We start from the raw sequence: 25,348 nt of genomic DNA, 5'->3' as shown, positions 1-25,348 counted from the left end.
CTCAGCGCGGATTGCGTCGCTCGGCCACTTCGGCCAACACCGCCAGGTCCATCTCGCCCTGACCGTGGTCAATGGCGTCCTGCAGGTGGGCACGGATCATGTCGGCGCTCGGCATATCCACCGACACCTGGCTGGCCGCCGCCAGCACCAGATCCACGTCCTTGAGCCCCAGCACCGCCTTGAACGCCGCCGGCTCGTAGGTGCGTTCGCCAATCAGCGCGCCATAACCGGCGTACACCGGGCCGGGGAAGATCGTCCCCGACGCAAGCTCCACCAGATCGGCGGATTTGAGACCGTGGCGGGTGACCAGCACGGCCGCTTCGCTCATCGCCTCGATGGCCGAGACCAGCATGAAATTCATCGCCAGTTTCATGGCGTTGGCGCTGGAGGGTTTGTCGCCCATCCGCCAGGTCTTGCTGCCGATCAGGTCGAACAACGGTTGCACCCGGTCGATGGCTTCAGCGGAGCCGGCAGCCATGATATTCAGCTTCGCGGCGGCGGCCATGTTAGGGCGGCCCATCACCGGCGCGGCGATGTAGTCGATGCCCTGCGCGGCGTGCAGCTCGGCCAGCCCGTCGGCGAAGGTCACGGAAATGGTCGCCATGTTGATGTGTATCAGTGGGCCCTTGAGTGGCTTGAGCAGGCCCGAATCCAGCAGCACGCTGCGCAAGGCCTTGTCGTCGGCAAGCATGCTGAACACCACGTCGACGGCGAACGCCTGCGCAGGGTCGGTGACCGCCGTGGCGCCTTGCTCGACCAGCGGCTGCGCCGCCTCGGGGGACCGGTTCCAGACCAGCAGTTCATGACCGCCTTTCAACAGATTGCCAGCCACGGCCTGACCCATATTGCCGAGGCCCAAAAAGCCGATTTTCATGGGGATGCGCTCCAGTAGACGATGGGAGTACAGCGCGAGAGAGCGCCGAACGGGGCGAGCAAGGTCGTTCACGACCTGTGCAGCTCACCTCCTTGAAGCATGGGACCGCGTCACTCTAGCAGCGTGCCCGCCCATTCCACGTGACATCACCCATGCTCTGCCGCCTGTCGCGCCTCGCCGCGTATCACCAGACCGATGCCGACCCCCGAGACCGCCATGCCCAGGGCCATCAGCCACGACAACGGCTCGTCGAACATGGCCCAGGCCAGCAGCAGCGTCAGCGGCGGGCTGAGGTAAAGCACACTGGCGACCCGGGTCGGCGTGGCCCGGCGCAGGCACATCCAGTACAGGCCGTAACCGCCGACCGTCGACACCGACGTCCACAGCACACTCATCGCGAAGCCTGCATTGGGGACGGGGGCCAGACTCCCGTGCAGTCCGGCCACGAGGGCAAACACGAAGGTCGAGACGAAGCACTGCAGCCACAGGTTGGGCAGCAGCCCCAACGCCTTCGGGTCCGGGGAATGTTTTTGCCACAGCGTAGCGACCGCCAGCGACAGCATGCCCAGCACCGGCAGGGCGTAGGCCCATGGGGGTGCGTTGCCCCAGGCCAGCGCGTCGTGGGTCGCCAGCATCACGCCCGCCAGGCCGATGATCAAACCGATCCATACCCCGCGGGTCAGTCGCTGGCGGAGCACCACCGCCGCCAGCACGGCCATGCCGATCGGCAGCAGGTCGGCGAACAGCGCCGCCAGCCCGGCGGGCACGCCAAGGGCAATCCCCTCGGTCACGCCGAACAGATAACCGGCCATGGCCAGCAGGCCGATGCCGGCGTTTTTCAGCAGCACGGCGGGCGGCGTCTGGCGCAGTTGTCGGGCGACGAAGGGGAAGAGCAACAGCGTGACCAGGAGGCAACGCCAGAACACCACCAACGACGCCGGCGCGTAATCGATGGAGAAGCGCGCACCAATGAAGCCCGAACTCCAGATGACCACCAGCCCGGCTTCCAGCAGCGGCAAGGGGATCGCCCGGCGTGGGGACGGAAGGGTGAGGCTCACGTTGGTCAGTTCGTTTGAAGTGTTCATGGACCCAACGTACTCAACCGCCGTAATCTAATAAATCAAAATAAACGGCAGCAGTGCTTCGGGATACGTAAACCATGAGCGCCATTCTGGATATCGAGCAGGTCCGCACCTTTCACGCCGTGGCGCGCATCGGCAAGTTCAGCGCGGCGGCGGAACAGCTGCACAAAAGTCCGGCGGCGGTCAGCGTGCACGTGCAGCGGCTGGAAGCGGTGGCGGGGGGGCGACTGCTCAATCGCGACAATCAATCGGTGTCGCTGACGCCGCTGGGCAAGCGTTTTCTGACCTCCACCGCTGCGCTGCTGAGCACCCATGATCACGTGCTGGCCGAATTGCAGGGCACGCAACTGGCGGGGCGCATCACGCTGGGCGTGTCGGACGAATACGCATCGCACCTGATTCGCGACGTGCTCCCGGCGTTTGTGGCGGCATGGCCGAATATCGTGCTTGAGCTGAAGACCGCGCCCAGCTACACCCTGCGCGATCAGGTGCAGCGGGGTCGTCTTCAAGTGGCGATCATCGCCCAGCTAAAAGACCAACTGCGCGCTGATGATCAACTGCTGGTATCCACCACGCCGGTGTGGGTTGGCGCCGCGCATCAATCAGGGGAATTACCGGACCCGTTGCCACTGGCCGTGCATGCCACGCAGTGCCCGTATCGGCACGCGATGGTCGAGTCGCTCAAACGCAGCGGTCATCGCCTGCGGATCGTACTGGAAAGCCCGTCCAATCAGGCGGTCAAGGCCTGCGTCGAGGCAGGTATGGGCATCAGCGTGATCGACCGCGCCCGGGTCACCGACGGCATGCGCATTCTCGACGGCCTGCCGCTGATCGCCGACCACGACATCATCGTCGTGCGCTCATCTGCCTCCCACGGCGATGACGCGGTGGACCTGCTGCGGCGGGCGATCGGGCAGTATTTCAGGCTCTGACGGCGGTGCGGCTCAATCCTCGGAGCGCTCGCAGAAGCGCAGGCGATTGCCAAACGGGTCGGCGATTTCCATGACCTTGCCCCAGTCGAGGTCCTGAATGCCAGGGCGCGAATAGCCGTAGTTTTTCGCCAGCAGTTCGCGCTGCAGTTCGGCGATGTCGCTGACCGGCACGAAGAGCGTCGAGCCCGGCGTCGCGTCGCCATGGTGTTCAGTCAGGTGGATGACGAGTTGGTCGCGGCGGGCCTGGGCATACAGCGGCAGACCCCGTTCAAAGCGGTGCTCCCATTCCAGGCTGAAGCCGAGAAAATCCACGTAGAACTCTTTGGCCTTGGCTTCGGAAAAAATACGAATCAGCGGTATCGCCGGAGACATCTGCACAGGGGGTCACTCCTTGATGATCTGAGCGGGCGATTCTAGCCCAGCGTGGCCCCGCGTCTAGCCGGCGTCTGCTCTGGTGGGCGGCTGGCGCACGTAAATGGCCAGCAACATCGCGCCCAGACCCAAGGCGGCCAGGGCGACCGAGCCGACATCAATCGCCAGGTCCAGACCCCAGGCGGTGGCGGCGCGGCCCAGCAACAGGGCGACAACGCCCTGCATCAGGTACGCCACCAGAAACAGCGCCGACAGGGTGCCGGCGCGGTGATGCATCGGCGCGTGGGCGTTGATCAGGTTGAGACCCCCCATAAACAACAGGCTGTAGCCGGCACCGCTGGCCGCGCTGGAGAGCAGGAACACCGGCAGGGCGTGGGTTTTGGTCGCGAGCATGAGCAGCAACAGGCTGACGATGGAAAAACTCGCGCCGGCGATGATCGACAGCCTTGAGCCGAAGCGTTTGCCGACGATACCGGTGATGCCAAGGACGATGGCGAACAGCGAAATAGCGCCGCCGTTGACCAGCGCGTTGCTTGAGCCGATCAGGTCGTGGGCGATCTGCGAGCCCAGCGAGAGCATCGTCGCGCCGACGGAGTAGGCGCTGAGCACTGCGCTGACGGACACCAGAAACGTGCGGCGCAGTGGTGGGTGAATGTGCGGCAGTTTGAGGGACCAGGGTTTCTTGCTCTCGGCCGGGGTGTGGCGCGGTAAACGCCAGACGCCGAACAGCGTGGCGCCGAGTACGACAATCAACACCCAGAAACTCAGGCGCGTGGGAAACGGTGCGTACTGGATCAGTCCGCCCCCGAGGATCAGCGCGGCGGCAAGGCCCGAAGCCTGCGCGGCGGTGGTGATGGCGCCGGCGAGTTTCGCCTTGCCCGGCGCGCTGAACTCGACGACCGCAGCCGCCGAAGGACCTGCCGACAGCCCGACGCCGATGCCCATGAACGCCCGGCCGATCAACAGCCAGGTGACGTCGGGGGCGACGGCGAACAACAGCACGCCGATCAGTGAAGCGCTGACCCCGAGCAGCATCGCCGCACGGCGCCCGATGTAGTCGGAAAGATCACCCAGAGCAATCAGCGTCGCCACGACGAACACCGGGAACACCGCGAAGATCAGCGTGGTCACGGTCGGCGTCAGTTGCCATTGATGGGCGTACAGCGGGTACATCATGGCGGGCGCGGCGCTGGTCCACAGCGTATGGACCACCACGGCGGCCGCGACCCAGAAGCTGGTCTGCCGGCTCCAGGTTGTGTGGGAGTGATTCATTCGAAGCGCCTCGCAGGGATCAGATGGGTGACATTAAGAGAGAGGGGTGGAGTGGGCTTGTACCGATGTGCGTTTGAGGGTGTTCACACTGGCCCCTTCCCGGCTAAAGCCGGTCCCACGGTCGAGGTCACAGCCAGTCCTACTGAATGCACACAGAACCTTGGTAGGACCGGCTTCAGCCGGGAAGACGTCGGAGGCTATACCGCAAGACGGGTGGCCTCCGATGAACTCAGTTCAGGTGAGCCTTCAACTCGCCCGCTGCCTGGCGCATGGCCGCTTTGACTTCGGGAATGTTGCTCAGCGGGTTGAGCAGGCCGTAGTCGTGGACCATACCGTTGTAGCGCACGGCGGTGACGTCGACACCGGCGGCATCCAGCTTGCGGGCGTAGGCTTCGCCTTCATCACGCAGCACGTCGAGGGCGGCGGTTTGCACCAGCGCAGGCGGCAGGCCCTTGAGCTGTTCGGTGCTGGCGCGCAGCGGCGAGGCATGAATGTCGGCGCGCTGGTTGGCGTCGGTGGTGTAGCTGTCCCAGAACCAGGTCATCATGTTTTTGGTCAGGAAATGCCCCTCGGCGTATTGCTGGTATGAGCCAGTGTCGAACGTCGCGTCGGTCACCGGCCACAACAGTAGCTGGAAGCGCAGCTTGGGCGTGTTGTGCTCCTTGGCCATCAGCGCTACCACAGCTGCCATGTTGCCGCCTACGCTGTTGCCGGCCACGGCCAGACGCGAGCCGTCCACGTTGATTTCCTTGCCATGTTCGGCCACCCAACGGGTCGCGGCGTAGGCCTGATTGATCGCTGTCGGGTAATGCGCTTCGGGTGAGGGCGTGTAATCCACGTACACCGCGACCGCCCCCGAGCCCACCACCAGATCGTGAATCAAGCGGGCGTGAGTCGGGTAGTCACCCAGCACCCAGCCGCCACCGTGGAAGAACATGAACACCGGCAGCGCACCCTTGACGTTGGCCGGGCGCACGAGGGTCAGCTTGATGTTCTGGCCATCGGCCTTGATGGTTTTCTCGCTGACCTGAGTCCCGCTCAAATCCACCTTCACCGAATTCTGCGCGCCGGTCAGCACCGCACGGGCGTCTTTCGGGCTGAGCTGTTCCAGTGGCTTGCCACCCCCGGCGGCCAGCGCATTGAGGAACGCTTGGGTCTGGTGTTCAGGCACGGCGGTTTCAGCGGCGAAAGCCTGGCTGACTGTGAGAGCGAGGAGGGTAGCGGTCAGGGTTTTTGTCACATTATTCATGATGGCGCTCGCATGGATTGGCACGGGGATCAAATGAGCCGGCTTAGCGCAACGAGCGCTTTCCGGCTGGCTTGGACCACACTGTACGGAGTTGCCATGAGTGGAACAATTGGCCTAATTAGAGACACATTGTTTCCGTTAAAGAGACGATGGGCTGTGAGCGACGCCAGTCGGTTTTACGTATAAAGGCCTCAGCCACGGGATCCGTGCGGCAGAAACAAAAACGGCGCCGTGCTGAAGGTCAGCAACGGCGCGCGTCTGAGAAGCGGGGGGGTGAAGCGGATTAGCTGCGCAGGTCTTTCTTGATTTCGTCTTCGTCTTTGTGAGGCGCCGCTTTCGGCAGCTCGGCAGGGTAGAACTCGCCCTGGAGATTCAGTGCGGCGATGCGCGCCTTGAGCTTTTCGATGACCAGGTCGATGTCCTGTTGGTTATCGAGATCGTCCACACGCAGCCACAGGTGCGGAAGATTTTCAAAGTACACGCCGTCGATTTCCACATCGGCGGTCATCTCGCGATCCTGGCGCCACAGGCACTTGCGGTGAACAGTCGCCGGGTCCTGTGGCCAGGTTTCCGACGTGGTCAGCCAGACCTCGTGGTAATCCTGCAGATCAATTTCTTCAACTTTGTCCAGTGGGATAAAAGTATTCACGTATCACCTGTCAGCCAAGGGGACCGGGCAAGGTCGTTGCGCTGCTGCCTGCCCCAGATCCAATACCGTTTCAAAAAGCGCACATCACTATGGCCGCCGTTTGGCTGACGAGTTCAACGCCCGCGCGCTATTGCCGCACGGCTAAGCCCCGTCAAGGCAGCGACGTTAATGCAGCGCCGGTTCGCGACTGAACGCATCGACCGCTCGCACCAACCCCTTGGCCGCCAGCGTCACTAGCTCGCCGCCTTTTTCCGGAGTGGCCAGCGCAGGGTCTGAGCCCATGCGCCCGTCCGGGAAGCGCGCGCGAAAATCCTTCGCCTCGCGGATCGGCCCTGAGGGGGCGATTTGCGGTGAGTAGTCCGCTGACTTGATGGCGTCCGGGTAGGCCCACTGGGTCACCGCGATCTCGGACGGCGTCGCGTGGGAGCCGTGGCCCACCGGAAACTGCCGATGGGCCAGTTCCCCAACGCCTTCCAGGTCCCACCAGTTGGTCAGTTTCAGGGCGAAGCCGGCAGAACGCCCTGCAAAGCTGGCCTCCGCGTACAGCTCGGAGAACGCGGCCTCGATCGACGCGATATTGCCGCCATGACCATTGAGGAAGAGGATTTTTTCGAAGCCGTGACCCGCCAGCGAGCGCGCCCAGTCACCGATGGCGGCGATGAACGTCGAAGGGCGCAGCGAGATGGTCCCGGGAAAACCCAGATGGTGTTGCGCCATGCCAATGTTGAAGGTCGGCGCAATCAGGATATCGGCGCTCTGCTGCGCTTCGTGGGCGATGATCTGCGGGCACATCCAGTCGGTGCCGAGCAGGCCGGTGGGGCCGTGTTGTTCGTTCGAACCGATGGGCACGACGATCGTGCGGCTGCGTTTGAGAAACTGCTCGATCTCGATCCACGTGGACTGGTGCAGAAGCATGTCAGGTGCTCTCCTCAGGAAAAGGGGCTTCAAAAAAAATGGGCTTCAGGAAAGTGGCTTATAGCGAAAAATTAACGTGCGTGCTTAGCTGCCGTGTCGACACTCACGCGGGTGGCGCAGAAGGAAAACGCGCGATGAAACAGGTGCCCAGCTCTTCCGATGAGCTGACGGTCAGGGTGCCGTCATGGGCCGTGGCGATCTGTGAGGCGATGTACAGCCCCAGTCCCAGGCCTTCTCCGCGACCGCCGGCTTCGGATCGGGTGAAGGGCTGGAACAGCAACGGCATCAGCCGTGGGGAAATGGGCGCGCCGCGGTTCATGACGGAAATGATGACCTGATCGGATTCCTGCCAGACGTGCAGGTCAATCGGCGAGGTGAGCGAACCATGGGTCACCGCGTTGCCCAGCAGATTGGACAGCAACTGACTGATGCGCAGCGGGTCGCAGTAGACCGTGCCGATGAGCTCGATGGCTTCGTTGAACGTTGCCTGTGGCTGGGAGGCCCGGATCTCGTCCACCGTCGCCTTCAATACCTCGGCGAGATCGTCGTTGGCCTGGCGCTTCACCGGAATGCCGCCGCCCATTCGGCCCCGGGCAAAATCCAGGACGTTCTCGATCAGCGCGCCCATGCGGATCGAACTCTGCCGTATGGCAGCGACCAGTCCCTGGGAGCGCTTGTCTTCGGTTTTAGTCGCCAGCAGGTCGGCGCTCATGCGGATCGCACTCAACGGCGTGCGCAGGTCGTGGCCCAGCACCGCCATGAATTGCTCGCGCAGCCGGCCGTTCTCATTGGCGTCGGTCAGCTCGGCGCGGGCGCTGTCCAGATGACCCTGGGTGTCCAGGCTCATGGCGATCAACTGCGCGAACAGGGTCAGCGTCTTGACGATGGCGGGATCGTCCAGGTTGGCCGGCACCGAATCGATCGCGCACAGCGTGCCGAAGAAGCGGCCATCGGCCTGAACGATGGGGATCGAGATGTAGCTTTCCAGCCCGTAGGTGAGGGGCGTGTGATGGGTGGCGAAGTGCGGGTCGGCGCTGGCGTGGCCAAACACCACGGGCTGCTGATGCTGCCTGATCTCGTGGCAGATGGTCGACTCCAGCACCAGTTCGCCGCCCGGCTTGAGGCCGAAATTGATCGAGTCGTCGACGGCGCAGGCCACCCAGTGGCTTTCCGTGACCCTGGCGATCGCCGCGAAGCGCATGCCCGTCATGTGCTTGACCATGCTCAGAATCACGGGCACGGCGGGGATTGCAAGGATCGCCTCGACATCCAAGGCAAACTCTGGACGGGTCATTGGATATGGCTCTGGGGGTAGTAGAAGTGAGCGTATCTAAAATCGGCCAGCATGGCTAACCCCTCGGTCCCGCAAGCGAGGTGTCGACGCGGATTATTGAACCCTGACGCCCAAGCCGGGGTCGTTTTACTGATGCCCCAAAAGCAAATGTCATTTGCGTCCCATGCGCTGTTTGCTGTCGGTCGACGTGGCGATACTTGTCAGTCTTATGTCCCTCGAAGCCTATGCTTCTCTGAGCTCTCTGTTCTCAGCGCTTTTTATTTCCTAAAACAATGGGCCCATGGATGGCCGCCGCGAGGTTGAACGATGATTGCGATGCACCGATTTGCACTGCTGATGACCACTGCTGCGATGCTCAGTGCCTGTGGCGAAACCGCCAAGCTGCCGTTCCAGGCCGGCGTAGGCGCGCAGCCGCAACTGCCTGAGCCCAACAGCACGCTGATTCCGACGGTCAAGGTGTCCAAGGCCGTCGGCTGGAAGGGTACCGACATGCCCAAGGCTGCCGAAGGCTTCAAGGTCAGCGCGCTGGCCGAGAACCTCGATCACCCGCGCTGGCTGTACAGCCTGCCCAACGGCGACATCCTGGTCGCCGAAAGCAACAAGCCGCCCAAGCCTGAAGGCGCGACGGACGGCGGGCCGGGCGTCATGGCCTGGATCAAGCGCACCGCCACCGGGATCGTCATGAGCCGGGTCGGTGCCGAAGCCGAAAGCGCCAACCGCATCAGCATCCTGCGCGATGCCGACGGCGATGGCCGCGCGGAAATGAAGAAAGTGTTCATCAGCGGCCTGACATCGCCATTCGGCATGGTGCTGGTCGGCAACGAACTGTTCATCGCCAATGCCGACGCCGTGGTCAAGGTCCCGTACAACGACGGCCAGACCGAAAGCACCGCCAAGCCGGTGAAAGTCACCGACCTGCCGGCGGGCATCAATCACCACTGGACCAAGAACATCATCGCCAACCGCGAAGGCACCAAGCTGTACGTCACCGTTGGCTCCAACAGCAACGTGGCCGAGAACGGTCTGGAAGCCGAAGAAGGCCGCGCAGCGGTCTGGGAAGTGGACGTCAAGACCGGGCAGAAACGCCTGTTCGCCAGCGGCCTGCGCAACCCCAACGGGCTGGCCTGGAAACCGGGCAGCAACGAGCTGTGGACGGTGGTCAACGAACGTGACGAAATCGGCAGCGATCTGGTGCCGGATTACCTGACCTCGGTCAAGGACGGCGCGTTCTACGGCTGGCCGTGGAGCTACTACGGCAATCACGTCGACAGCCGCTTGCAGCCGCCGCGCCCGGACATGGTGGCCAAGGCCATCGCGCCGGATTACGCCCTCGGCACCCACGTCGCGCCGCTGGGCCTGACCTGGTCCGACCCCCGCGGCATGCCGGCCAAATTTGCCGACGGCGTGTTTATCGGCGAGCACGGCTCGTGGAACCGCAATCCGCAGGCCGGCTATAAAGTCGTGTTCGTCGGCTTCCAGAACGGCCGTCCGACCGGCATGCCGGTGGACGTCCTGACCGGCTTCCTTAACGCCGACGGCGACGCACAGGGCCGCCCGGTCGGTGTGATCCTCGACAAGCAGGGCGCATTGCTGGTCGCAGACGATGTGGGCAACAAGGTCTGGCGCGTCAGTCAGGCCAAGTGATGTCTTCGTAATGAACGGGAAATGCCGGTGATGATCACCGGCATTTTTCGTTTTGGAGCGGTTGAAGCACTGGGTCGGTCAGGCCGGCGCCCGGTGCAGCGGTCCTGATACCTCTGTCGTTAGCGTGAAAACCGCCGCGCACCAGCCACGCAGAGGATCACCCCGATGGTCGCGACTAGCATGCCCACGCTGACGTGTTCGTGCAGCACCGTAGCAGCCAGGGTCAGGCCGAAAAAGGGCTGCAGCAATTGCAGCTGCCCCACCGCCGCGATGCCACCCTGGGCGAGACCGCGGTACCAGAACACGAACCCGATCAGCATGCTGAACAGCGACACGTAGCCCAGGCTCACCCAAGCGGGTGCGCTGATAACGGACAGCGATGGCGGCGCGCTGAACAGGGTCAGGATGAGCATGAGCGGCAACGCCAGCACCAACGCCCAGCAGATGACCTGCCACCCGCCGAGCGTCCGGGACAGCGTGGCGCCTTCGGCGTAACCCAGGCCGCACACCACAATCGCCAGCAACATCAGCAGATCGCCCGCCGGCGACGCCGACAGTCCTTGAGCACAGGCAAACCCCACCACCAGCGCACTGCCCATCAGCGAGAACACCCAAAAGACCGGGCGTGGCCGCTCGCCGCCACGCAGCACGGCGAACACGGCAGTCGCCAACGGCAACAGGCCGACAAAAACGATGGAGTGCGCCGACGTGACGTATTGCAGCGCCAGCGCCGTGAGCAACGGGAAGCCCACCACGACGCCACTGGCGACGATGAGTAACGGCATGAGTTGGTTGCGCTGCGGGCGCCTTTCTCGCAATACGAGCAGCAGGCAGACCGCGACCAAACCGGCAATCGAAGCTCTGGCGACGGTCAGAAACAGCGGCGCGAACTCCAGCACGGCGATGCGCGTGGCCGGCAATGATCCGCTGAAAATGATTACGCCGATCAGGCCGTTCAGCCATCCGGCATTGGAAGGTTTTGCCGACAGGGGCTGGACCCTTGAAGAGATTTCCATTCGGTGCGGACTCCTGAAGTGCAGGCGTGAGGACGCCATTGCCGATTGAGGTTGGATTGCCAACGGGTCGATTGCCGTCAAGGCAGCGTAAGGGGCAGAATCAGTACGATCAAAGAATTGTCATGGATACAGCGTCTATGCCCCGCGCTCGCTACAAAACCCTTGTGGACCGATTCGCCGCGCAGATCGCGTCCGGTGAGCTGACGCCCGGGACACGCCTGCCGACTCATCGTCAGTTGGCGGTGGCTGAAGGTCTGGCGCTGGTCACGGCGTCCCGGGTCTATACCGAGCTGGAAGCCATGGGCCTGGTCAGCGGCGAAACCGGGCGTGGCACCTTCGTTCGGGAAATCGCCCTGCCGCTCAGCCATGGCGTCGATCAGCAGACCAGCGCGCCCGGGGTGCTCGACCTCAATTTCAACTACCCGACCCTGCCGGGGCAGGCCGAACTGTTGCGCAGTGGTCTGCGCCAATTGGCGTTGTCGGGTGATCTGGAAGCACTGCTGCGCTATCAACCCCACGCAGGCCGAGGCCATGAGCGCGCGTGCATCCCTCGGCACCTTGCTGCTCGGGGCTTGGCAGTCGAGGCTGACGAGCTGGCAATCGTCAGCGGCGCGCAGCATGGCCTGGCGGTCACGGTGATGGCGTTGCTCAAGCCGGGGGATGTGGTGGCGGTGGATGCGCTCACCTATTCAGGCTTCAAAGTGATGGCCGACGCGCACCGGCTGGAGCTGATCGCGATCCCCCATGCTGATGACGGCCCCGATCTGACCGCGCTTGAGAAACTCTGCCAGCGCCGACGGATCAAGGCGGTCTACACGATGCCGACGCTGCACAACCCCATGGGCTGGGTAATGGACCTGCAATGGCGCGAACACTTGGTGCGTATCGCACGGCAGCATGGGTTGCTGTTGATCGAAGACGCCGCGTATGCGTTTCTGGCCGATCAGCCGCCAGCGCCGTTAAAGGCCCTGGCGCCGGAGCTGACCGTCTACGTTTCGGGGTTCTCGAAAAACATCGCCACCGGGCTGCGGGTAGGGTACGTGGTCGCGCCGCTGCAATGGGTTTCAGCCATCGAGCGGGCGATACGGGCGACGGTCTGGAACACGCCGGGGGTCATGACGTCGCTGGTCTGCGGCTGGATTGAGGACGGCACCGTTGCGCGGCTTGAGGCGGAAAAACGCCTCGACGCTCGGGTCCGACAGACGCTCGCCCGGGCGCTGTTAATCGGGTTGAACATCATCAGTCACCCGGCGTCCTATTTTTTATGGGTGCAACTGCCGGAAGACGCCAGAGCCGATCAGGTGGCCATGGCGTTGCTGGCGAACAAGGTGGCGGTCTCGACTGCCGAACCCTTCGCCACCTCCAGCGTCGTCCCCCATGGGATTCGCCTGGCGTTGGGCTCTCTGGACCTTTATGCGTTGCGGGTTGCGTTGCAGGAAGTACGTCGGGCGGTCGGCCGCTACGTGTATTGAAGGGTGCGAAAGGAAAGGGCGGCAGCGGGCTTTGTTGAAGCATTGGTAAAGGTGTTTCTCAAAGCCCATACCATTCCTGAAATCGATAGTGACCATCACGCCAGGCGAGTTCTCTTTTTCCCGGAAGAGAGGAGGATGGCCCCATACCGAACTTGCTTTAGAAGGATGCCACGCGATGAACATTTCAACCCTGCTGACCCTCGTCGCCGTGCTGTCCAGCGGATTCGTCGCCACGGGTTCTGCTGTCGCAGCAGGGCCTGTTTCGGCCGCGGACGCCGAGGCGTGCCATTTGCTGCCGGTGGTTGAAAGCCGTGTGGCGTTGCAGGCTTCCCAAAGCGTTGGCGTGCTCTACAGCGAAAACACCGTCAGCACCCTCGAATACCTTGAGCGTTATCACGCCGTGGCGCTGAAGGGCGTCAAGAATGGCGGGCTGGATTCGCGGATTCGTGAAGCGTTTGTCAGCAGCTCCGATCCGAAACTGGCGATGGACTGGCTGAAAGGCTCGTTGCAGAAGCAGTTTGCGTCGGTGACCGTGTATGAAAACCTCGATGCGCTGATGCAGGCGCGGCCGGATGTGGTGGTGATGCTCGACACCTACAGCCGCCTGGTGTCCCAGCGTAATTCTCAGGTCGAAGCGCGCTTCATTGCCAAGTTCTATGATTCGAATCTGCAGTACATCGGCAAGGCTGAAGGCCTCGGCGCCAAAGAGCTGACCTCGGTGTGGGTCCACGACAAGGCCGCCCCGGAGATCGCCGCCCAGATCAACCAGCAACGCGACCTGCAGATCAACGCCTTGAAGCAGTTCGATGCATCGCTCAAAGCGCTGGTGACCACAGGTAACTCCGCGGAAGTGGCGATTAATTGATCAGGGGCGCCCCGCCCGTCATTGTAGGAGCGCGCTTGCCCGCGATGGCGGAGTGTCTGAAGCGCATGAGTCGCAGGCAAACCCCTATCGCGGGCAAGCGCGCTCCTACAGTGCGTATGGCTTCAGTTTTTTGTGTCGCTCCTCACGCCCGTTTCACCAAAAACCGCTGCGCCCCTCATCAAGGCGTCAGCGGTTTTTTTGTGGGGGCGGTTACTTGCCGTCAGGCAGTGCGTAGGCAATCACATAATCACCACGATCCGTCGACTGGCGGGCGCCGCCGGCGGTGATGACGATGTACTGCTTGCCGGTCTTCGGCGACACATACGTCATCGGCCCGCCCTGGCTGCCAACCGGCAAGCGGGCTTTCCAGGCTTCTTCGCCGTTGGCGCTGTTGAACGCGCGCAGGTAGTAATCCTGGGTGCCGGCGATGAACACCAGACCGCCTTGGGTCGACAGCGTGCCACCCAGCGTCGGCATCCCGATCGGCAGCGGCAGGTGCATTTTGATACCCATCGGGCCGGTGTCCTGAACGGTGCCCACCGGCACTTGCCAGGCGATCTTCTGGGTCTTCATGTCGATGGCCGTCAACGTGCCGAACGGCGGTGCCTGGCACGGGATGCCGGCCACGGACAGGAAGCGGTTTTTGTTGACGGCGTACGGGGTGCCTTTCAGTGGCACCGCGCCCATACCGGTGTTCAACGCTTCACCGCCGGACGCGGCGATGGCGTCTTTTAGTTGCGGCACCATCTGAATCCACAGCCCCAGGCGCATGTCATTGACGAAGATGAAGCCGTGGACCGGATCCGTCGACAGGCTGCCCCAGTTCATCCCGCCCAGGGAGCCCGGGAAACTCAACGAAATGTCGGTGCCCGGCGCGGTGAACAGGCCGTCATAGCGCATCTTCTTGAACGAGATCCGGCACAGCAACTGGTCGAAAGGGGTTGCACCCCACATGTCCGATTCGGTCAGGGTCTGCGCACCGATCTGCGGCATGCCCACGGATTTTGGCTGGGTCGGCGAATACGGTTCATTAGGGATATTCGACGCCTTGACCGGGACCTCCTTGACCTCGGTCAGCGGCTGGCCGGTGTGTCGATCGAGGACGAAAATCTGCCCGGCCTTGGTGCCGATCACCAGCGCCGGCACCTTGCTGCCGTCAGGCCTGGCGAAGTCGATCAGGCTCGGCTGCATCGGCAGGTCGAAATCCCAGAGGTCGTTGTGGACCGTCTGATACACCCACTTCTGCACGCCGGTGGTGGCGTTCAATGCCAGCACCGAGGCGCCGTAGGTGTGATCCAGCTCCGTGCGCTTGACGCCGTAGATGTCTGTGGACGAACTGCCCATTGGCAGGAACAGCGTGTTCATGGCCGGGTCGTAGGACATCGGCGCCCAGCTGTTCGGCGTGCTGCGCACATAGGTCTTGTCAGCGGACGGCGCCTGTTTGTCTTCGGGATTGCCCGGATCGAACGCCCAGCGCATCTGCCCGGTGATCACGTCAAAGCCACGGATCACGCCGCCGGGCATGTCGGCCTGGACGTTGTCGGCCACGCGACCGCCGACCACCACGGTGGTCCCGGCCATCAGCGGCGCCGATGACAATTGATAGTAAGAGTCGGGCACGTTGCCCAGGCCGGCTTTGAGGTCGACTTGGCCGTTGTTGCCGAAGCCCTGGCAAAACTCGCCGGTGTCGGCGTCCACGGCAATCAGCCGCGCGTCGATGGTGTTGGTCAGTAAGCGACGCTGGCAGTTGGCGCCGGCAGGCACTGCGACCGACGCCGCAGGTGTGCTGCCATCGGTGGGTGGCGCGACGGCGGCGCTGGCGTCGAAATAAGCCAGGCCTCGGCAGCGCTGCCACACGGCGGACTTGGCGTTGATTTCGTTTTTCCACAGCTGCTTGCCGGTGTCGGCATCCAGCGCGATGACGTTGTTGTGGGGCGTGCAGATGAACACCTTGTCGCCGACCTGCAACGGGGTCATCTGGTCTTCGGCGCCATTGCCGTCGCTGATGGCGACGTCGCCGGTGTGGTAGGTCCAGACCGGCACCAGCTTGCTCACGTTGTCGCGGTTGATCTGGTCCAGCGCGGCGAAGCGGCTGCCGCCTTCATCGTTGCCGTAGTGCGCCCAGTCTTTCTGCGCGTGGGCCGGATCGACTTGGGTCAGCGCCGGGCCATCGCCCGTGGGCGACACCGACGCGTGGGGCTGAAACATCCCCCAGAATCCGGCGACTATTGCCACCGCCAGCACCCCGCCAAGCACGTATCCGCCGCGACCGGCCTCGAGGCCATTGGCCTTGCGCAGGGAAGGGTAAATCAATGCGACCAGCAGGCTCAGCACGCCGAGGGCAAACAGGCGGGACACCAGCGGCCAGAACACCAGCCCGGCGTCCACCAGCGCCCAGATCAGCGTCAGCATCATCACCGCCGCAAACAGCCATGCGCCTGAAACGCGTGCTCTGAACAGCTGGATAGCCGAGACCGTCAAGCCCAGGCCGGCCAGCAGGAAATACGCGCTGCCGCCCAGCGTGACGAGGTAGCCGCCGCCCGCTGCAAAAAGTAATCCGAAAACCAGCACGCCCAGCGCGACGACCCGAAGGGGCCAGCGGCTGACGGCTGCCGAAGGTTGTGAGTGATTCATGAGGCATTCCTGCTGACGCGAAGAAGGGTCATGGACGACCGATCAAGTGAGGTGAGGACAAGGGTTCAAAGCGTGGTTGCTGACGAATGTGTCTCTTCGGCTAGTATCCTTCGCTAATTAACCGGTTAGTTAATTTTGGCGAAGATAGCAAATAACCACAGCTGCTGTGTCAATTTGTCTCTGTTTGGGTGAGTTGGGGTGAACGAAGTGCGGGGCTGGGACGTGTCAGCGCTGCTGATCCATGAACGTGCGCAAACGGTGTTGCAGGCGGTCAACCGCGTTGTCCATCGCAAGAAACGCCTCGACCGTCATCACCTGCCATCGCTGGCCTTCATCACCGAACACCACGCGCTCGAACAAACCCTCGGCCACTTCAGCGACAAAGAACCAGGTGTCGAGCCCGTCGACGCCCTGACCCGGGTAGACCCGTTTGTGGATGATGGACGCGGTGTCGAGGACGATGCCGAATTCTTCCATCGTCTCCCGCACGGCGCATTCTTCCGGCGTCTCGTCCCCCTCGCGCCCGCCGCCGGGCAGGTCCCACAGATTCGGCCAGGGGATCTGCGGCTTGTCATCGCGTTGGTAAGTGAGCAGCGTGCCGTTGCACAGAATCGCGACTTTCGCACCGGAGAAGGGAGGGTGTGCGGACATGATTGCGCCTTGTTGGAGTCAGTGCGGATAACCTAGCACTTCCTGGCTGGGACATCGTCGTGCGCCATTGGGACTGACACACCGCAGTCAACCAGTGGGACCGGCTTCAGCCGGGAAGGCGTCAGTCGTCACACTGAAAAGTTGATGGTGTTCACGCTGGCCTGTTCCCGGCTGAAGCCAGTCCTACAAAAGCATCGCGTGCGTCCAGTGGTACTAACATTCATGTCACCACCCACCCCGGGAGAAACGATGAACAACCAGACACTCAAAGACGCCTACACCGGCTACATCGCCTGCCTCAATCGCCAGGACTGGGCCACCTTGGGAGACTTCGTCAGCGAGGACGTGCATTACAACGGCGAGCGTGTCGGTCTGGCCGGCTACCGGCAGATGCTGGAGCGGGATTTCCGCGCCATTCCAGACCTGCATTTCGTCATCGATCTGCTGATCGCTGATCCACCGCACATCGCCGCGCGGCTGAGGTTCGACTGCACGCCGGTGGGCGAGTTGTTCGAGGTGCTGGTGAACGGGAGGAGGGTGAGGTTTACGGAGAACGTGTTCTACACGTTTGAGGCAGGGCGTATCGTCAACGTCGAGTCGGTGATCGACAAGGCGGCGGTGGCGGCGCAGGTGCCGAAGCCCTGAACCGCCGAATGGCCTGGCAGCACGGCTGACTCACACGAGAATCAGCCGCGCCACCGCTCCATCAATGCAACGCGCTGGCGCGGTTTTTGGCGACGTCTTCGGCTTTGACCTCGCCGTTGCTCTGACCGAACCGACGCAGCACGAAGGTGCTTACGGCGGCCAGTTCAGCGTCGCTGTAACTGCGCGCAAAGTCAGGCATGCGCTGGTCGACCCGTGCCGCTGTTGGCGTGTGACCTTCCAGCAGGGTCGCCATCAGGTTGCGGCCTTTGGGGTCGTTGACGGTTTTAAGGCCGGCCAACCCGCCCGCCGGTGACTGCCGGCCGCTGCCGTCGATCTGGTGACAGGCCACGCAGGTGTCGTTGAACAGCTTCTGGCCGAGCCCCTTTTGCAGCGCGGCATCGTTCACCGCCATTGTCGGCCGGGGGATGCCTTCGCTTCGTGCCGGCGTGCTCTTGAGGTACACCGCGATGGCCTTCAGGTCAGCTGGATCGAGGTAGCGCAGGCTGTGCTCGACGGCGTCACCCATGGGACCGCCCGCGCCCCCGAAACCGGCCGCGTAGCCCTTCGACAGGTAGCTGACGATCGCTTCTTCCGGCCAGGCGCCGATGCCGTATTTGGCGTCGGAGCTGATGTTGTAGGCCATCCAGTTGCCCAGTTCTGCGCCCGCCAGCGAGTTACCGGTGCTCATCGCCTGGAAGATGTTGCGTGGCGTGTGGCACTCGCCGCAGTGGCCCGGCCCCTGCACCAGATACGCGCCGCGGTTCCATTCAGCCGATTGCTTGCTGTCCGGGACGAAGCGTTCGTTGGACGCGAAGATCGCATTCCAGAACATCATTCCCCAGCGCTGATTGAACGGGAACGAAATCTTGTTCTCAGGCGGCATCTGCTTCACCGGCTCAAGGCTGAACAGGTAGCCCTTGATCGCCAGGATGTCTTCGCGGGACATCTGTGTGTAGGAGGTGTAAGGGAAGGCCGGGTAGTAATGCTTGCCGTCCTTGCCCACGCCTTTCTGCAGCGCATCGACGAACTCGTCGTCGGTCCAGTTGCCGATCCCGGTTTCTTTGTCCGGGGTGATGTTGGGCGAATACAGGCTGCCGAACGGCAACTTGAATTCCAGCCCGCCGGCGTACGGCTTGCCGCCCGGTACCACGTGGCAGGCCACGCAATCGGCGGCGCGGGTCAGGTATTCGCCCTTGCTCATCGCTGGGGTGTCGCTCGCGTAAACGGTGCTGGCCAGCAAACCGGCCACAAGTCCGAGCGCAGTGTTGAAAACGTTCATGACGCGCTCCTTAAACAGTGAAATAGCCAAAGCGGCTCAACGGCAGACGACGCTCGCGTACACCGGTCGCGGCGTACACCGCATTGACCAGCGCGGCCGCAGCGGGCACGGCACCGGTCTCACCGACACCGCCAGGGGTCTCGACGCTTTCGACGATGTGCACCTCCACCGGCGGCGCGTCGCTCATGCGGATCTGCCGGTACTCGTGGAAGTTGGTCTGCTGCACTTGACCCTTCTCGATGAGGATTTCGTTGAACAGCGCAGCCGACAGACCGAACAGCGTGCCGCCTTCCATCTGCGACGCCACGGACGTCGGGTTGGTAGCGAAACCGCAATCGATGACCGTCACCAGCCGTTTGATGCGCAGGCCTTTCTCGCCTTCCTTCTCCAGCTCGACGATGGTGGCGACGAAGCTGCCGAACACCGCCGTTACTGCCACGCCACGGCCGGAACCGGCCGGCAGCGGCTTGTCCCACTCCACCAGTTGCGCCGCCTTGGTCAGCACTGCCTGGGCGCGGGGTTGCGACTGCATCAGGGCCAGGCGGTATTTCACCGGATCGACCTTGGCGTTGTGCGCCAGTTCGTCGATGAAGCACTCGATGGCATAGGTGCTGCGCAGCGGTCCGACGCCCCGCCACCACGAGACCGGAATCACTTCCGGGTCGTGACGGATGTAGCGCACCTGCAGGTTGGGCAGGGTGTAGATCGGGTCCTTCGCCACTTCGACGGCATCGCCATCGACGCCGTCCGCCGGCAATGCGCCGATGTAGGCAGCGACGACCGAGGCACCGGCGATGCGATGCTCCCAGCCCACCGGACGCAGGTCTTTGTCCAGCGCCGCATTGAGGCGGTCAACGTAGTGCGGACGATAACGGTCGTGGGTCATGTCCTCTTCGCGGCTCCAGATCAGCTTGATCGGGTAGCTCAACTGGCGCGCGATGTCCACGGCCTGGAAGATGAAGTCGGACTCCAGACGACGACCAAAACCACCGCCGATCAACTGGTTGTGGATCACCACTTTTTCCACCGGCATGCCGCAGACTTTGGCCGCGCCCGCCTGGGCCATCCCCGGCGCCTGGCAGCCGACCCACAACTCGCACGCGTCGGCGCGCACATGGGCGACGCAGGTCATCGGCTCAAGGGGGGAGTGGGACAGGAAGGGTTGTTCGTAGATCGCTTCGAAGCGGCTGGTGGCATTTTTCAGCGCGCCGGCGATGTCACCGGACTGGTGCGCGAACACGCCATCACCTGCGCTCGCGTCGAACAGCGATTTGTCCAGCTGGGCTGAATCCAGGCCGGCATGGGGGCCGAGGTCCCAGTCGATGTCCAGCGCCTTGAGCGCTTGCTGGCAGGACCAGAAATTGCTCGCCGTCACCGCCACCGCGTTGTCCAGACGGACGATATCGCGCACGCCGGGGACCTTACGCGCAGCGTCTTCGTTCTTCACGCCGCGCAGCTTGCCGCCGTGGACCGGGCAGGTGAGGGTGGAGGCAATCAGCATCCCCGGCACTTGCAGGTCGATGGTGAATTTCGCCGTGCCGTTGACTTTGTTCGGGGTGTCCAGTCGCTGGACCGGCTTGCCCAGCAGCTTGAATTCGCTGACGGCCTTGAGCGGGATGTCGGTCGGCAGCGGTAACTTCGCGGCGGCATCGACCAGCTCGCCGTAACCGGCACTTTGACCGTTCGGGCCGATGACCCGGCCGTTTTCGGCGTGGCACTGGCTCGGCGCGACTTTCCAGCGCATGGCTGCGGCCTGGATCAGCACGATGCGCGCGCCGGCGCCGGCCTTGCGCAGGGGCTCCCAGCTGTAGCGGGTGGAGGTCGAGCCGCCGGTGGCCTGAAAGCTCAGCAGCGCGTCGGTGTACAGCGCCGCATTGGGCGGCGCCTCGGTGATGGTGATCTGGCTCAACGGCACTTCGAGCTCTTCGGCGACCATCATGGCGATGCCGGTCTGCACGCCCTGGCCCATTTCGATCTTCGGCGAAATCAGCGTGACGGCGCCGCTGTGATCAATGCGCACGAAAGCGCCATAGCCTTGCTCGGCGTTGTCACCGAGGCTGGCGCCCTGGACCACATCGGCAGCGAAGCTGCGGGTAATCGTCGCCGGCAGGTAGGTGCCGATGACCAGGCCGCCCAGCAGCGCACTGCCTTTGAGCAGCCCGCGACGCGAGAGCATCGCGGCAGGTGTTTGTGATTCGGACATGATGACTTCCTTCAGGCCTGGCTGACGCTTTTGATGGCGGCGCGAATGCGGGTGTAGGTGGCGCAGCGGCAGAGGTTGCCCGACATAGCGTTGACGATCTGTTCGTCGTTGGCTTTGGGGTGTTCCTGCAGCAGCGCGACGGCCGACATGATCTGCCCCGACTGGCAGTAGCCGCATTGCACGACTTCGTGGTCCAGCCAGGCTTTCTGCACCGCCTGACCCACGGCCTGCTCGCCGACGGCTTCGATGGTCGTGACCTTGCGGCCCGCCACGGCGCTGACCGGCAACACGCATGAACGCACGGCCTGGCCGTCCAGGTGCACGGTGCACACGCCGCACTGGGCAATGCCGCAGCCATATTTGGTGCCGGTGAGGCCCATCACGTCGCGCAGGACCCACAACAATGGCATGTCGTCGGCGACATCCAGGTCGTGCTCCTGGCCGTTAATCATCAATTTCTGCATCACACAACCTCAGACGGTCATCACGGTTGACGCACTGCGCCACGAGCGGGCTCGTGAGGCGGCATCAAGGCTTCGGTTTGTTTTAAAAAAATAGCGCCGTGCCAGTGGCCAGCGCTTTATAGAGGTCTGCTCGGGGATGTTGGTATCGTCACGAGCCAGCAGACGAATGGTAGTACGTTCATCATTGGAAATGTTTGTTTGCACCGAAAATATTTCACCGGGGACAGTTGAATGCCTTCGGCAACATGACGCGCTCCGGGAAAGTCCCCGGCGCTGCCGCTCTGAAAAGGGTATATGCACAGGGCCCGCCACTCGGGCCCAAAGTTGTGGGTTAACAGAATGCGCAAAGGTCTATTACTGAAGTTGATGTAATTAAATCGCGCATCAATGCCAGTGATGGGCTTTATCGATTTTAAGTATTTATCATCGGCGCGGAACACGAACAGAATGGCCCCAGAAGCAAACGACAAGCGCTTTGCTTAATCACTACTTAATGAACTTCTGGAGAATCACCATGAAAGTATTAGCCTTCGCTGCTCTGTCCCTCGTCAGTGTATTTGCCGCTGCCGGCGAACTCCCAGCCACCAGCCAACAGCCCTTGACCCAGGTTGAACAATACAACCGTCACAAAGGTATCGACGTCGCGAAAGTGATCAGCATCAAAAACGCCCAGGACCCACAGAAAGTTGATGGTCCGGTGCAATCCACCATGGTGTATGTTGACCACGCCGGCGTGACCCACAGCCTTGACTACACCATCATGGGCTACGGTCGTCAAAATGGTTGATCGCCAGTGCCCTGGCGGCTTCAACTACAAACGCTATAAAAGAAACGCTGCATTGAATGCAGCGTTTTTTTTTGCCTGAATAATTAGGTGGCACATCCCGCTGTATATATATCGGCATGAACTCGCGATGGCACCCACTCATTCAAAAGACTGAATCACGTCTTGGCGTGGATAAGCCTCATGCCCGCCGCTGGATAAAGTCCAGGAAGGCTCTCAACGGTGATGGCACATAGCGCCGCCCCGGGTAATACAGAAAGGGCCCGCTGAAACCTGGCCACCAGGGTTCGAGCACCGGTTCCAGTGCACCGCTGTCCAGATGGGGGCGCAACCAGTCTTCGAACAACGAGACGATGCCCAGGCCGTCGATGGCGGTTTGCACGGCGAGGTCGACTGCCCCGCCAATTCGCACGGTCAGTGGGCCGGTCGGATCGACCCGTACCACTTCGCCGTCGCGCTCGTATTCCCACAGTGGAACAGAACCGCTGGGGAATTTGCCCCGCAGGCAACTGTGGTTCAACAGATCCCGCGGATGTTCGGGCCGGCCCCGGGCGTCGAGGTACGCCGGCGAGGCGGCGGTCGCGAAACGCTGAACGCGCGGGCCGATGGGCACGGCGATCATGTCCTGTTCCAGGCGGTCGTCGTAGCGGATGCCCGCGTCGCAGCCGGCGGCGAGCATGTCGACGAAGCTCTCTTCCGTGACCACTTCCATGCGGATGTCCGGGTGCGCTTGCAGGAACGGCGTGATGATCGCCGGCAATATCAAGCGCGCGGCGCTGACCGGTACGTTGAGCCTGAGCGTGCCGGATGGGCGGTCGCGGAAATCGTTGACCACGTCCAGCGCCGATTCAACTTCCCCAAGGGCCGGGACAATCCGTTCCATCAGCCGCGCGCCGGCTTCCGTCGGCACGACGCTGCGCGTGGTGCGGTTCAGCAGACGTACGCCGAGGCGCGACTCCATGCGTCGAACGGCGTCGCTGAGGCTGGACGCCGACTTGCCGCTCAGCCGTGCGCCTTCCCGAAAACCGCCCGCGTTGACCACGGCCACGAAGGCCAGCAAATCCTGAATGTCTGTCGCCATTGTCCGCTCGCTCGTACAACCCGTGCCGATTGCACCTGATTATCAGCGCATCGGTCAACGCCTATAGTCGTGCCACATTCTTGAGCACGAGGCGTCACCCATGAGCCAGGCCAGCAAAGCAGGACACTTTTCATTCGGCGGCCGGACCGTCAATCGCATGGGCTACGGCGCCATGCAACTGGCCGGACCGGGTGTTTACGGACCGCCGAAAGATCACGCTGCGGCTATTGCCGTGTTGCGTGAAGCGCTGGCGGCCGGGGTCAACCATATCGACACCGCTGACTTCTATGGCCCCCATGTCACCAATCGACTGATCCGCGAAGCCCTGCATCCGTATGCCGATGAGCTGTTGATCGTCACCAAGGTCGGCGCGTCCCGAGGCACCGACGCTTCATGGAATCCTGCCAACAGCCCGGCGGAGTTGGTGAGCGCGGTGCACGACAACCTGCGCAATCTCGGCCTGGAAGCGTTGCACGTGGTGAACTTCAGGGCGTGGGGCACCGGGCATTCACCGGACGAAGCGTCGATTGCCGAGCAGTTCAGTACGCTGGCCGAATTGCAGCGTCAGGGGTTGATTGAGCATCTGGGCTTGAGCAACGTCAGCGCGAAACAGGTCGTCGAGGCGCAGAGCATTGCCGAGGTGGTCTGCGTGCAGAACCATTACAACCTGGCCCACCGCGATGACGAGCAACTGATCGCTGAACTCGGCAAACAGGGCATCGCCTACGTGCCGTTCTTCCCGCTGGGTGGCTTCACGCCCTTGCAGTCGCAGACTCTGTCGGATGTCGCCACTCGCCTCGATACCTCGCCGATGTGCGTGGCCCTGGCGTGGCTGCTGCAGCGTGCGCCCAACCTGCTGCTGATACCGGGCACCTCCTCGGTGGCGCATTTGCACGAAAACCTCACCGCCGCCGAGCTGGTGATTCCCCAAGACATGCTCGCCGAACTCGACGGGCAGGGCGCCTGACGCCTTCCCGGCTGAAGCCGGTCCTAATGGCGGAATGCATGCTGACAGTGGGACTGGTTTTAGCCGGGAAGGCGTCGGGTACAACACCGCAGAAGTGATGTCGGGCAAAAGCTCTGTAGGAGCGCGCTTGCCCGCGAAGACGTCGGCGTGTTCAGCACAGATGGCAGCCGATGCACCGCGTTCGCCAGCAAGCCGGCTCCTACGGTATCGCGTCGTGCCCGCAGGAGGAATGCATGCTGTCAGTAGGACTGGCTTTAGCCGGGGAGCGGCCAGGCGTAACCCCGCAGAACAAATGCCGGGCAGGGATCTGTAGGAGCCGGCTTGCTGGCGAAGGCAGTGTGTCAGCCACCCTGTTCTGTGCTGACACCCCGCGTTCGCCAGCAAGCCGGCTCCCTACAGTATCGCGTCGTGGCCACATGAGTGGGACCGGCTTCAGCCGGGAAGGGGCCGGTGTGAACACCCTCGATTTTGCAGCGTGACGACTGACGCTTTCCCGGCTGAAGCCGGTCCCACTAAATCGGGGCGCCCGCCGACCGCCGGGGATTTGCTTCAATCCAAGTCCGACGCATCATGCCGTTCCGGCACTTGGGTGGCGTCATCGCCCCAGGTCCGGTTGACGCGCATGCCGCGAATTACTGCCGGGCGTTGGGCAATGGTTTCGGCCCAGCGCTGCACATGGGTGTATTCGTGGGCGGCGAGGAATTCGGCGGCGCCGTACACGGTGTTGCGCACCACCTGCCCGTACCACGACCACACGGCGATGTCGGCGATGGTGTAGCTGTCGCCGGCCAGGTAAGGGCTTTCGCTGAGGCGCCGATTCAATACGTCCAGCTGACGCTTGGCTTCCATGGTGAAGCGGTCGATTGCGTACTCGAACTTCTCCGGTGCGTACACATAAAAATGCCCGAAGCCGCCGCCCAGATACGGCGCAGCGCCCATCTGCCAGAACAACCAGTTCAGGGTTTCGGTGCGGCCGGCCAGGTCCTTGGGCAGCAACTCGCCAA

General features: G+C 62.9%; 23 protein-coding genes. 7 read left to right on the top strand and 16 right to left on the bottom strand.

What is annotated here, in order from left to right; genetic code table 11:
- Position 1: 1 nt before the first annotated feature.
- A complete protein-coding gene (locus ACQKEN_RS22900; protein ID WP_427689021.1) occupies positions 2-874 on the bottom strand; it encodes an NAD(P)-dependent oxidoreductase in 873 nt (290 codons plus the stop codon).
- Between the two features lie 146 nt (positions 875-1,020).
- A complete protein-coding gene (locus tag ACQKEN_RS22895; RefSeq protein WP_427689045.1) occupies positions 1,021-1,887 on the bottom strand; it encodes a DMT family transporter in 867 nt (288 codons plus the stop codon).
- Positions 1,888-2,033: 146 nt separating this feature from the next.
- Between ACQKEN_RS22895 and ACQKEN_RS22890 the strand changes: the two genes are divergently transcribed.
- The gene (locus ACQKEN_RS22890; protein WP_427689019.1) at positions 2,034-2,888 is read left to right on the top strand and encodes a LysR family transcriptional regulator; all 855 of its coding nucleotides are present in this window, start codon (positions 2,034-2,036) and stop codon (positions 2,886-2,888) included.
- A gap of 12 nt (positions 2,889-2,900) precedes the next feature.
- Here ACQKEN_RS22890 and ACQKEN_RS22885 read toward each other — a convergent pair whose 3' ends face one another.
- The 6 genes from ACQKEN_RS22885 to ACQKEN_RS22860 form a co-directional block, all read right to left on the bottom strand.
- The gene (locus ACQKEN_RS22885; protein ID WP_427689017.1) at positions 2,901-3,266 is read right to left on the bottom strand and encodes a glyoxalase superfamily protein; all 366 of its coding nucleotides are present in this window, start codon (positions 3,264-3,266) and stop codon (positions 2,901-2,903) included.
- Between the two features lie 57 nt (positions 3,267-3,323).
- A complete protein-coding gene (locus ACQKEN_RS22880) occupies positions 3,324-4,532 on the bottom strand; it encodes an MFS transporter (protein WP_427689015.1) in 1,209 nt (402 codons plus the stop codon).
- A 229-nt stretch (positions 4,533-4,761) separates the two neighbouring features.
- Complete coding sequence (locus tag ACQKEN_RS22875) at positions 4,762-5,781, bottom strand: alpha/beta hydrolase (protein WP_427689013.1); 1,020 nt, start codon at positions 5,779-5,781, stop codon at positions 4,762-4,764.
- Positions 5,782-6,064: 283 nt separating this feature from the next.
- Positions 6,065-6,430, bottom strand: coding sequence for a hypothetical protein (locus ACQKEN_RS22870; RefSeq protein ID WP_427689011.1), 366 nt, complete (start codon positions 6,428-6,430; stop codon positions 6,065-6,067).
- 165 nt (positions 6,431-6,595) lie between these two features.
- On the bottom strand, positions 6,596-7,345 hold the full coding sequence (locus tag ACQKEN_RS22865) for a creatininase family protein (protein WP_427689009.1): 750 nt from the start codon (positions 7,343-7,345) through the stop codon (positions 6,596-6,598).
- A 103-nt stretch (positions 7,346-7,448) separates the two neighbouring features.
- Positions 7,449-8,639 (bottom strand): GAF domain-containing sensor histidine kinase, encoded by a 1,191-nt coding sequence (locus tag ACQKEN_RS22860; RefSeq protein ID WP_427689007.1) that lies wholly within the window; start codon positions 8,637-8,639, stop codon positions 7,449-7,451.
- 306 nt (positions 8,640-8,945) lie between these two features.
- On the opposite strand from ACQKEN_RS22860, the gene ACQKEN_RS22855 reads away from it, so the two are divergent.
- A complete protein-coding gene (locus ACQKEN_RS22855; protein WP_427689005.1) occupies positions 8,946-10,283 on the top strand; it encodes a PQQ-dependent sugar dehydrogenase in 1,338 nt (445 codons plus the stop codon).
- Between the two features lie 119 nt (positions 10,284-10,402).
- Here ACQKEN_RS22855 and ACQKEN_RS22850 read toward each other — a convergent pair whose 3' ends face one another.
- Positions 10,403-11,299 (bottom strand): DMT family transporter, encoded by an 897-nt coding sequence (locus ACQKEN_RS22850; protein ID WP_427689003.1) that lies wholly within the window; start codon positions 11,297-11,299, stop codon positions 10,403-10,405.
- Between the two features lie 137 nt (positions 11,300-11,436).
- On the opposite strand from ACQKEN_RS22850, the gene ACQKEN_RS22845 reads away from it, so the two are divergent.
- On the top strand, positions 11,437-12,771 hold the full coding sequence (locus ACQKEN_RS22845) for a PLP-dependent aminotransferase family protein (protein WP_427689043.1): 1,335 nt from the start codon (positions 11,437-11,439) through the stop codon (positions 12,769-12,771).
- A 175-nt stretch (positions 12,772-12,946) separates the two neighbouring features.
- The gene (locus ACQKEN_RS22840) at positions 12,947-13,636 is read left to right on the top strand and encodes an ATPase (protein ID WP_427689001.1); all 690 of its coding nucleotides are present in this window, start codon (positions 12,947-12,949) and stop codon (positions 13,634-13,636) included.
- Between the two features lie 210 nt (positions 13,637-13,846).
- Here the strand turns inward: ACQKEN_RS22840 and ACQKEN_RS22835 are convergent, their stop codons facing one another.
- Together ACQKEN_RS22835 and ACQKEN_RS22830 are read right to left on the bottom strand one after the other, a co-directional pair.
- Entirely contained in the window at positions 13,847-16,270 is a 2,424-nt protein-coding gene (locus ACQKEN_RS22835) for a glucose/quinate/shikimate family membrane-bound PQQ-dependent dehydrogenase (protein WP_427688999.1), read from the bottom strand.
- A 225-nt stretch (positions 16,271-16,495) separates the two neighbouring features.
- Positions 16,496-16,921, bottom strand: coding sequence for an NUDIX hydrolase (locus tag ACQKEN_RS22830; protein ID WP_427688997.1), 426 nt, complete (start codon positions 16,919-16,921; stop codon positions 16,496-16,498).
- 249 nt (positions 16,922-17,170) lie between these two features.
- Here ACQKEN_RS22830 and ACQKEN_RS22825 point away from each other — a divergent pair, with 249 nt between their 5' ends.
- The gene (locus tag ACQKEN_RS22825; protein WP_427688995.1) at positions 17,171-17,566 is read left to right on the top strand and encodes an ester cyclase; all 396 of its coding nucleotides are present in this window, start codon (positions 17,171-17,173) and stop codon (positions 17,564-17,566) included.
- 61 nt (positions 17,567-17,627) lie between these two features.
- On the opposite strand, the gene ACQKEN_RS22820 is transcribed toward ACQKEN_RS22825, so the two are convergent.
- The 3 genes from ACQKEN_RS22820 to ACQKEN_RS22810 are packed head-to-tail and all read right to left on the bottom strand — an operon-like array spanning position 17,628 to position 21,512.
- Positions 17,628-18,845, bottom strand: coding sequence for a c-type cytochrome (locus ACQKEN_RS22820; protein ID WP_427688994.1), 1,218 nt, complete (start codon positions 18,843-18,845; stop codon positions 17,628-17,630).
- Between the two features lie 10 nt (positions 18,846-18,855).
- Entirely contained in the window at positions 18,856-21,048 is a 2,193-nt protein-coding gene (locus ACQKEN_RS22815) for a molybdopterin cofactor-binding domain-containing protein (RefSeq protein ID WP_427688992.1), read from the bottom strand.
- Positions 21,049-21,059: 11 nt separating this feature from the next.
- Complete coding sequence (locus ACQKEN_RS22810) at positions 21,060-21,512, bottom strand: (2Fe-2S)-binding protein (protein WP_074893339.1); 453 nt, start codon at positions 21,510-21,512, stop codon at positions 21,060-21,062.
- A 514-nt stretch (positions 21,513-22,026) separates the two neighbouring features.
- Between ACQKEN_RS22810 and ACQKEN_RS22805 the strand changes: the two genes are divergently transcribed.
- The gene (locus tag ACQKEN_RS22805) at positions 22,027-22,299 is read left to right on the top strand and encodes a DUF2790 domain-containing protein (protein WP_346628853.1); all 273 of its coding nucleotides are present in this window, start codon (positions 22,027-22,029) and stop codon (positions 22,297-22,299) included.
- 178 nt (positions 22,300-22,477) lie between these two features.
- On the opposite strand, the gene ACQKEN_RS22800 is transcribed toward ACQKEN_RS22805, so the two are convergent.
- Positions 22,478-23,377 (bottom strand): LysR family transcriptional regulator, encoded by a 900-nt coding sequence (locus tag ACQKEN_RS22800; RefSeq protein WP_427688989.1) that lies wholly within the window; start codon positions 23,375-23,377, stop codon positions 22,478-22,480.
- A gap of 100 nt (positions 23,378-23,477) precedes the next feature.
- On the opposite strand from ACQKEN_RS22800, the gene ACQKEN_RS22795 reads away from it, so the two are divergent.
- Positions 23,478-24,344, top strand: a complete 867-nt coding sequence (locus tag ACQKEN_RS22795; protein ID WP_427688987.1) for an aldo/keto reductase family oxidoreductase — start codon at positions 23,478-23,480, stop codon at positions 24,342-24,344.
- A gap of 549 nt (positions 24,345-24,893) precedes the next feature.
- On the opposite strand, the gene ACQKEN_RS22790 is transcribed toward ACQKEN_RS22795, so the two are convergent.
- A partial coding sequence (locus tag ACQKEN_RS22790; protein ID WP_427688985.1) for a glutathione S-transferase C-terminal domain-containing protein occupies positions 24,894-25,348 on the bottom strand: 455 nt, incomplete at its 5' end.

Origin of the sequence: Pseudomonas sp. NPDC078416, assembly GCF_050268485.1 — a bacterium.
GTDB lineage: Bacteria > Pseudomonadota > Gammaproteobacteria > Pseudomonadales > Pseudomonadaceae > Aquipseudomonas.
The sequence above is the reverse complement of the archived record's forward strand: the minus strand, read 5'-3'. Positions and strand labels throughout refer to the sequence as shown.

What these genes read in the sequence shown, in the direction of transcription:
- ACQKEN_RS22900 (WP_427689021.1), bottom strand. Translation starts at nt 874, where the DNA reads ATGAAAATCGGCTTTTTGGGCCTCGGCAATATGGGTCAGGCCGTGGCT.
- ACQKEN_RS22890 (WP_427689019.1), top strand. Translation starts at nt 2,034, where the DNA reads ATGAGCGCCATTCTGGATATCGAGCAGGTCCGCACCTTTCACGCCGTG.
- ACQKEN_RS22880 (WP_427689015.1), bottom strand. Translation starts at nt 4,532, where the DNA reads ATGAATCACTCCCACACAACCTGGAGCCGGCAGACCAGCTTCTGGGTC.
- ACQKEN_RS22875 (WP_427689013.1), bottom strand. Translation starts at nt 5,781, where the DNA reads ATGAATAATGTGACAAAAACCCTGACCGCTACCCTCCTCGCTCTCACA.
- ACQKEN_RS22865 (WP_427689009.1), bottom strand. Translation starts at nt 7,345, where the DNA reads ATGCTTCTGCACCAGTCCACGTGGATCGAGATCGAGCAGTTTCTCAAA.
- ACQKEN_RS22860 (WP_427689007.1), bottom strand. Translation starts at nt 8,639, where the DNA reads ATGACCCGTCCAGAGTTTGCCTTGGATGTCGAGGCGATCCTTGCAATC.
- ACQKEN_RS22855 (WP_427689005.1), top strand. Translation starts at nt 8,946, where the DNA reads ATGATTGCGATGCACCGATTTGCACTGCTGATGACCACTGCTGCGATG.
- ACQKEN_RS22850 (WP_427689003.1), bottom strand. Translation starts at nt 11,299, where the DNA reads ATGGAAATCTCTTCAAGGGTCCAGCCCCTGTCGGCAAAACCTTCCAAT.
- ACQKEN_RS22845 (WP_427689043.1), top strand. Translation starts at nt 11,437, where the DNA reads ATGCCCCGCGCTCGCTACAAAACCCTTGTGGACCGATTCGCCGCGCAG.
- ACQKEN_RS22840 (WP_427689001.1), top strand. Translation starts at nt 12,947, where the DNA reads ATGAACATTTCAACCCTGCTGACCCTCGTCGCCGTGCTGTCCAGCGGA.
- ACQKEN_RS22835 (WP_427688999.1), bottom strand. Translation starts at nt 16,270, where the DNA reads ATGAATCACTCACAACCTTCGGCAGCCGTCAGCCGCTGGCCCCTTCGG.
- ACQKEN_RS22830 (WP_427688997.1), bottom strand. Translation starts at nt 16,921, where the DNA reads ATGTCCGCACACCCTCCCTTCTCCGGTGCGAAAGTCGCGATTCTGTGC.
- ACQKEN_RS22825 (WP_427688995.1), top strand. Translation starts at nt 17,171, where the DNA reads ATGAACAACCAGACACTCAAAGACGCCTACACCGGCTACATCGCCTGC.
- ACQKEN_RS22820 (WP_427688994.1), bottom strand. Translation starts at nt 18,845, where the DNA reads ATGAACGTTTTCAACACTGCGCTCGGACTTGTGGCCGGTTTGCTGGCC.
- ACQKEN_RS22815 (WP_427688992.1), bottom strand. Translation starts at nt 21,048, where the DNA reads ATGTCCGAATCACAAACACCTGCCGCGATGCTCTCGCGTCGCGGGCTG.
- ACQKEN_RS22810 (WP_074893339.1), bottom strand. Translation starts at nt 21,512, where the DNA reads ATGCAGAAATTGATGATTAACGGCCAGGAGCACGACCTGGATGTCGCC.
- ACQKEN_RS22805 (WP_346628853.1), top strand. Translation starts at nt 22,027, where the DNA reads ATGAAAGTATTAGCCTTCGCTGCTCTGTCCCTCGTCAGTGTATTTGCC.
- ACQKEN_RS22800 (WP_427688989.1), bottom strand. Translation starts at nt 23,377, where the DNA reads ATGGCGACAGACATTCAGGATTTGCTGGCCTTCGTGGCCGTGGTCAAC.
- ACQKEN_RS22795 (WP_427688987.1), top strand. Translation starts at nt 23,478, where the DNA reads ATGAGCCAGGCCAGCAAAGCAGGACACTTTTCATTCGGCGGCCGGACC.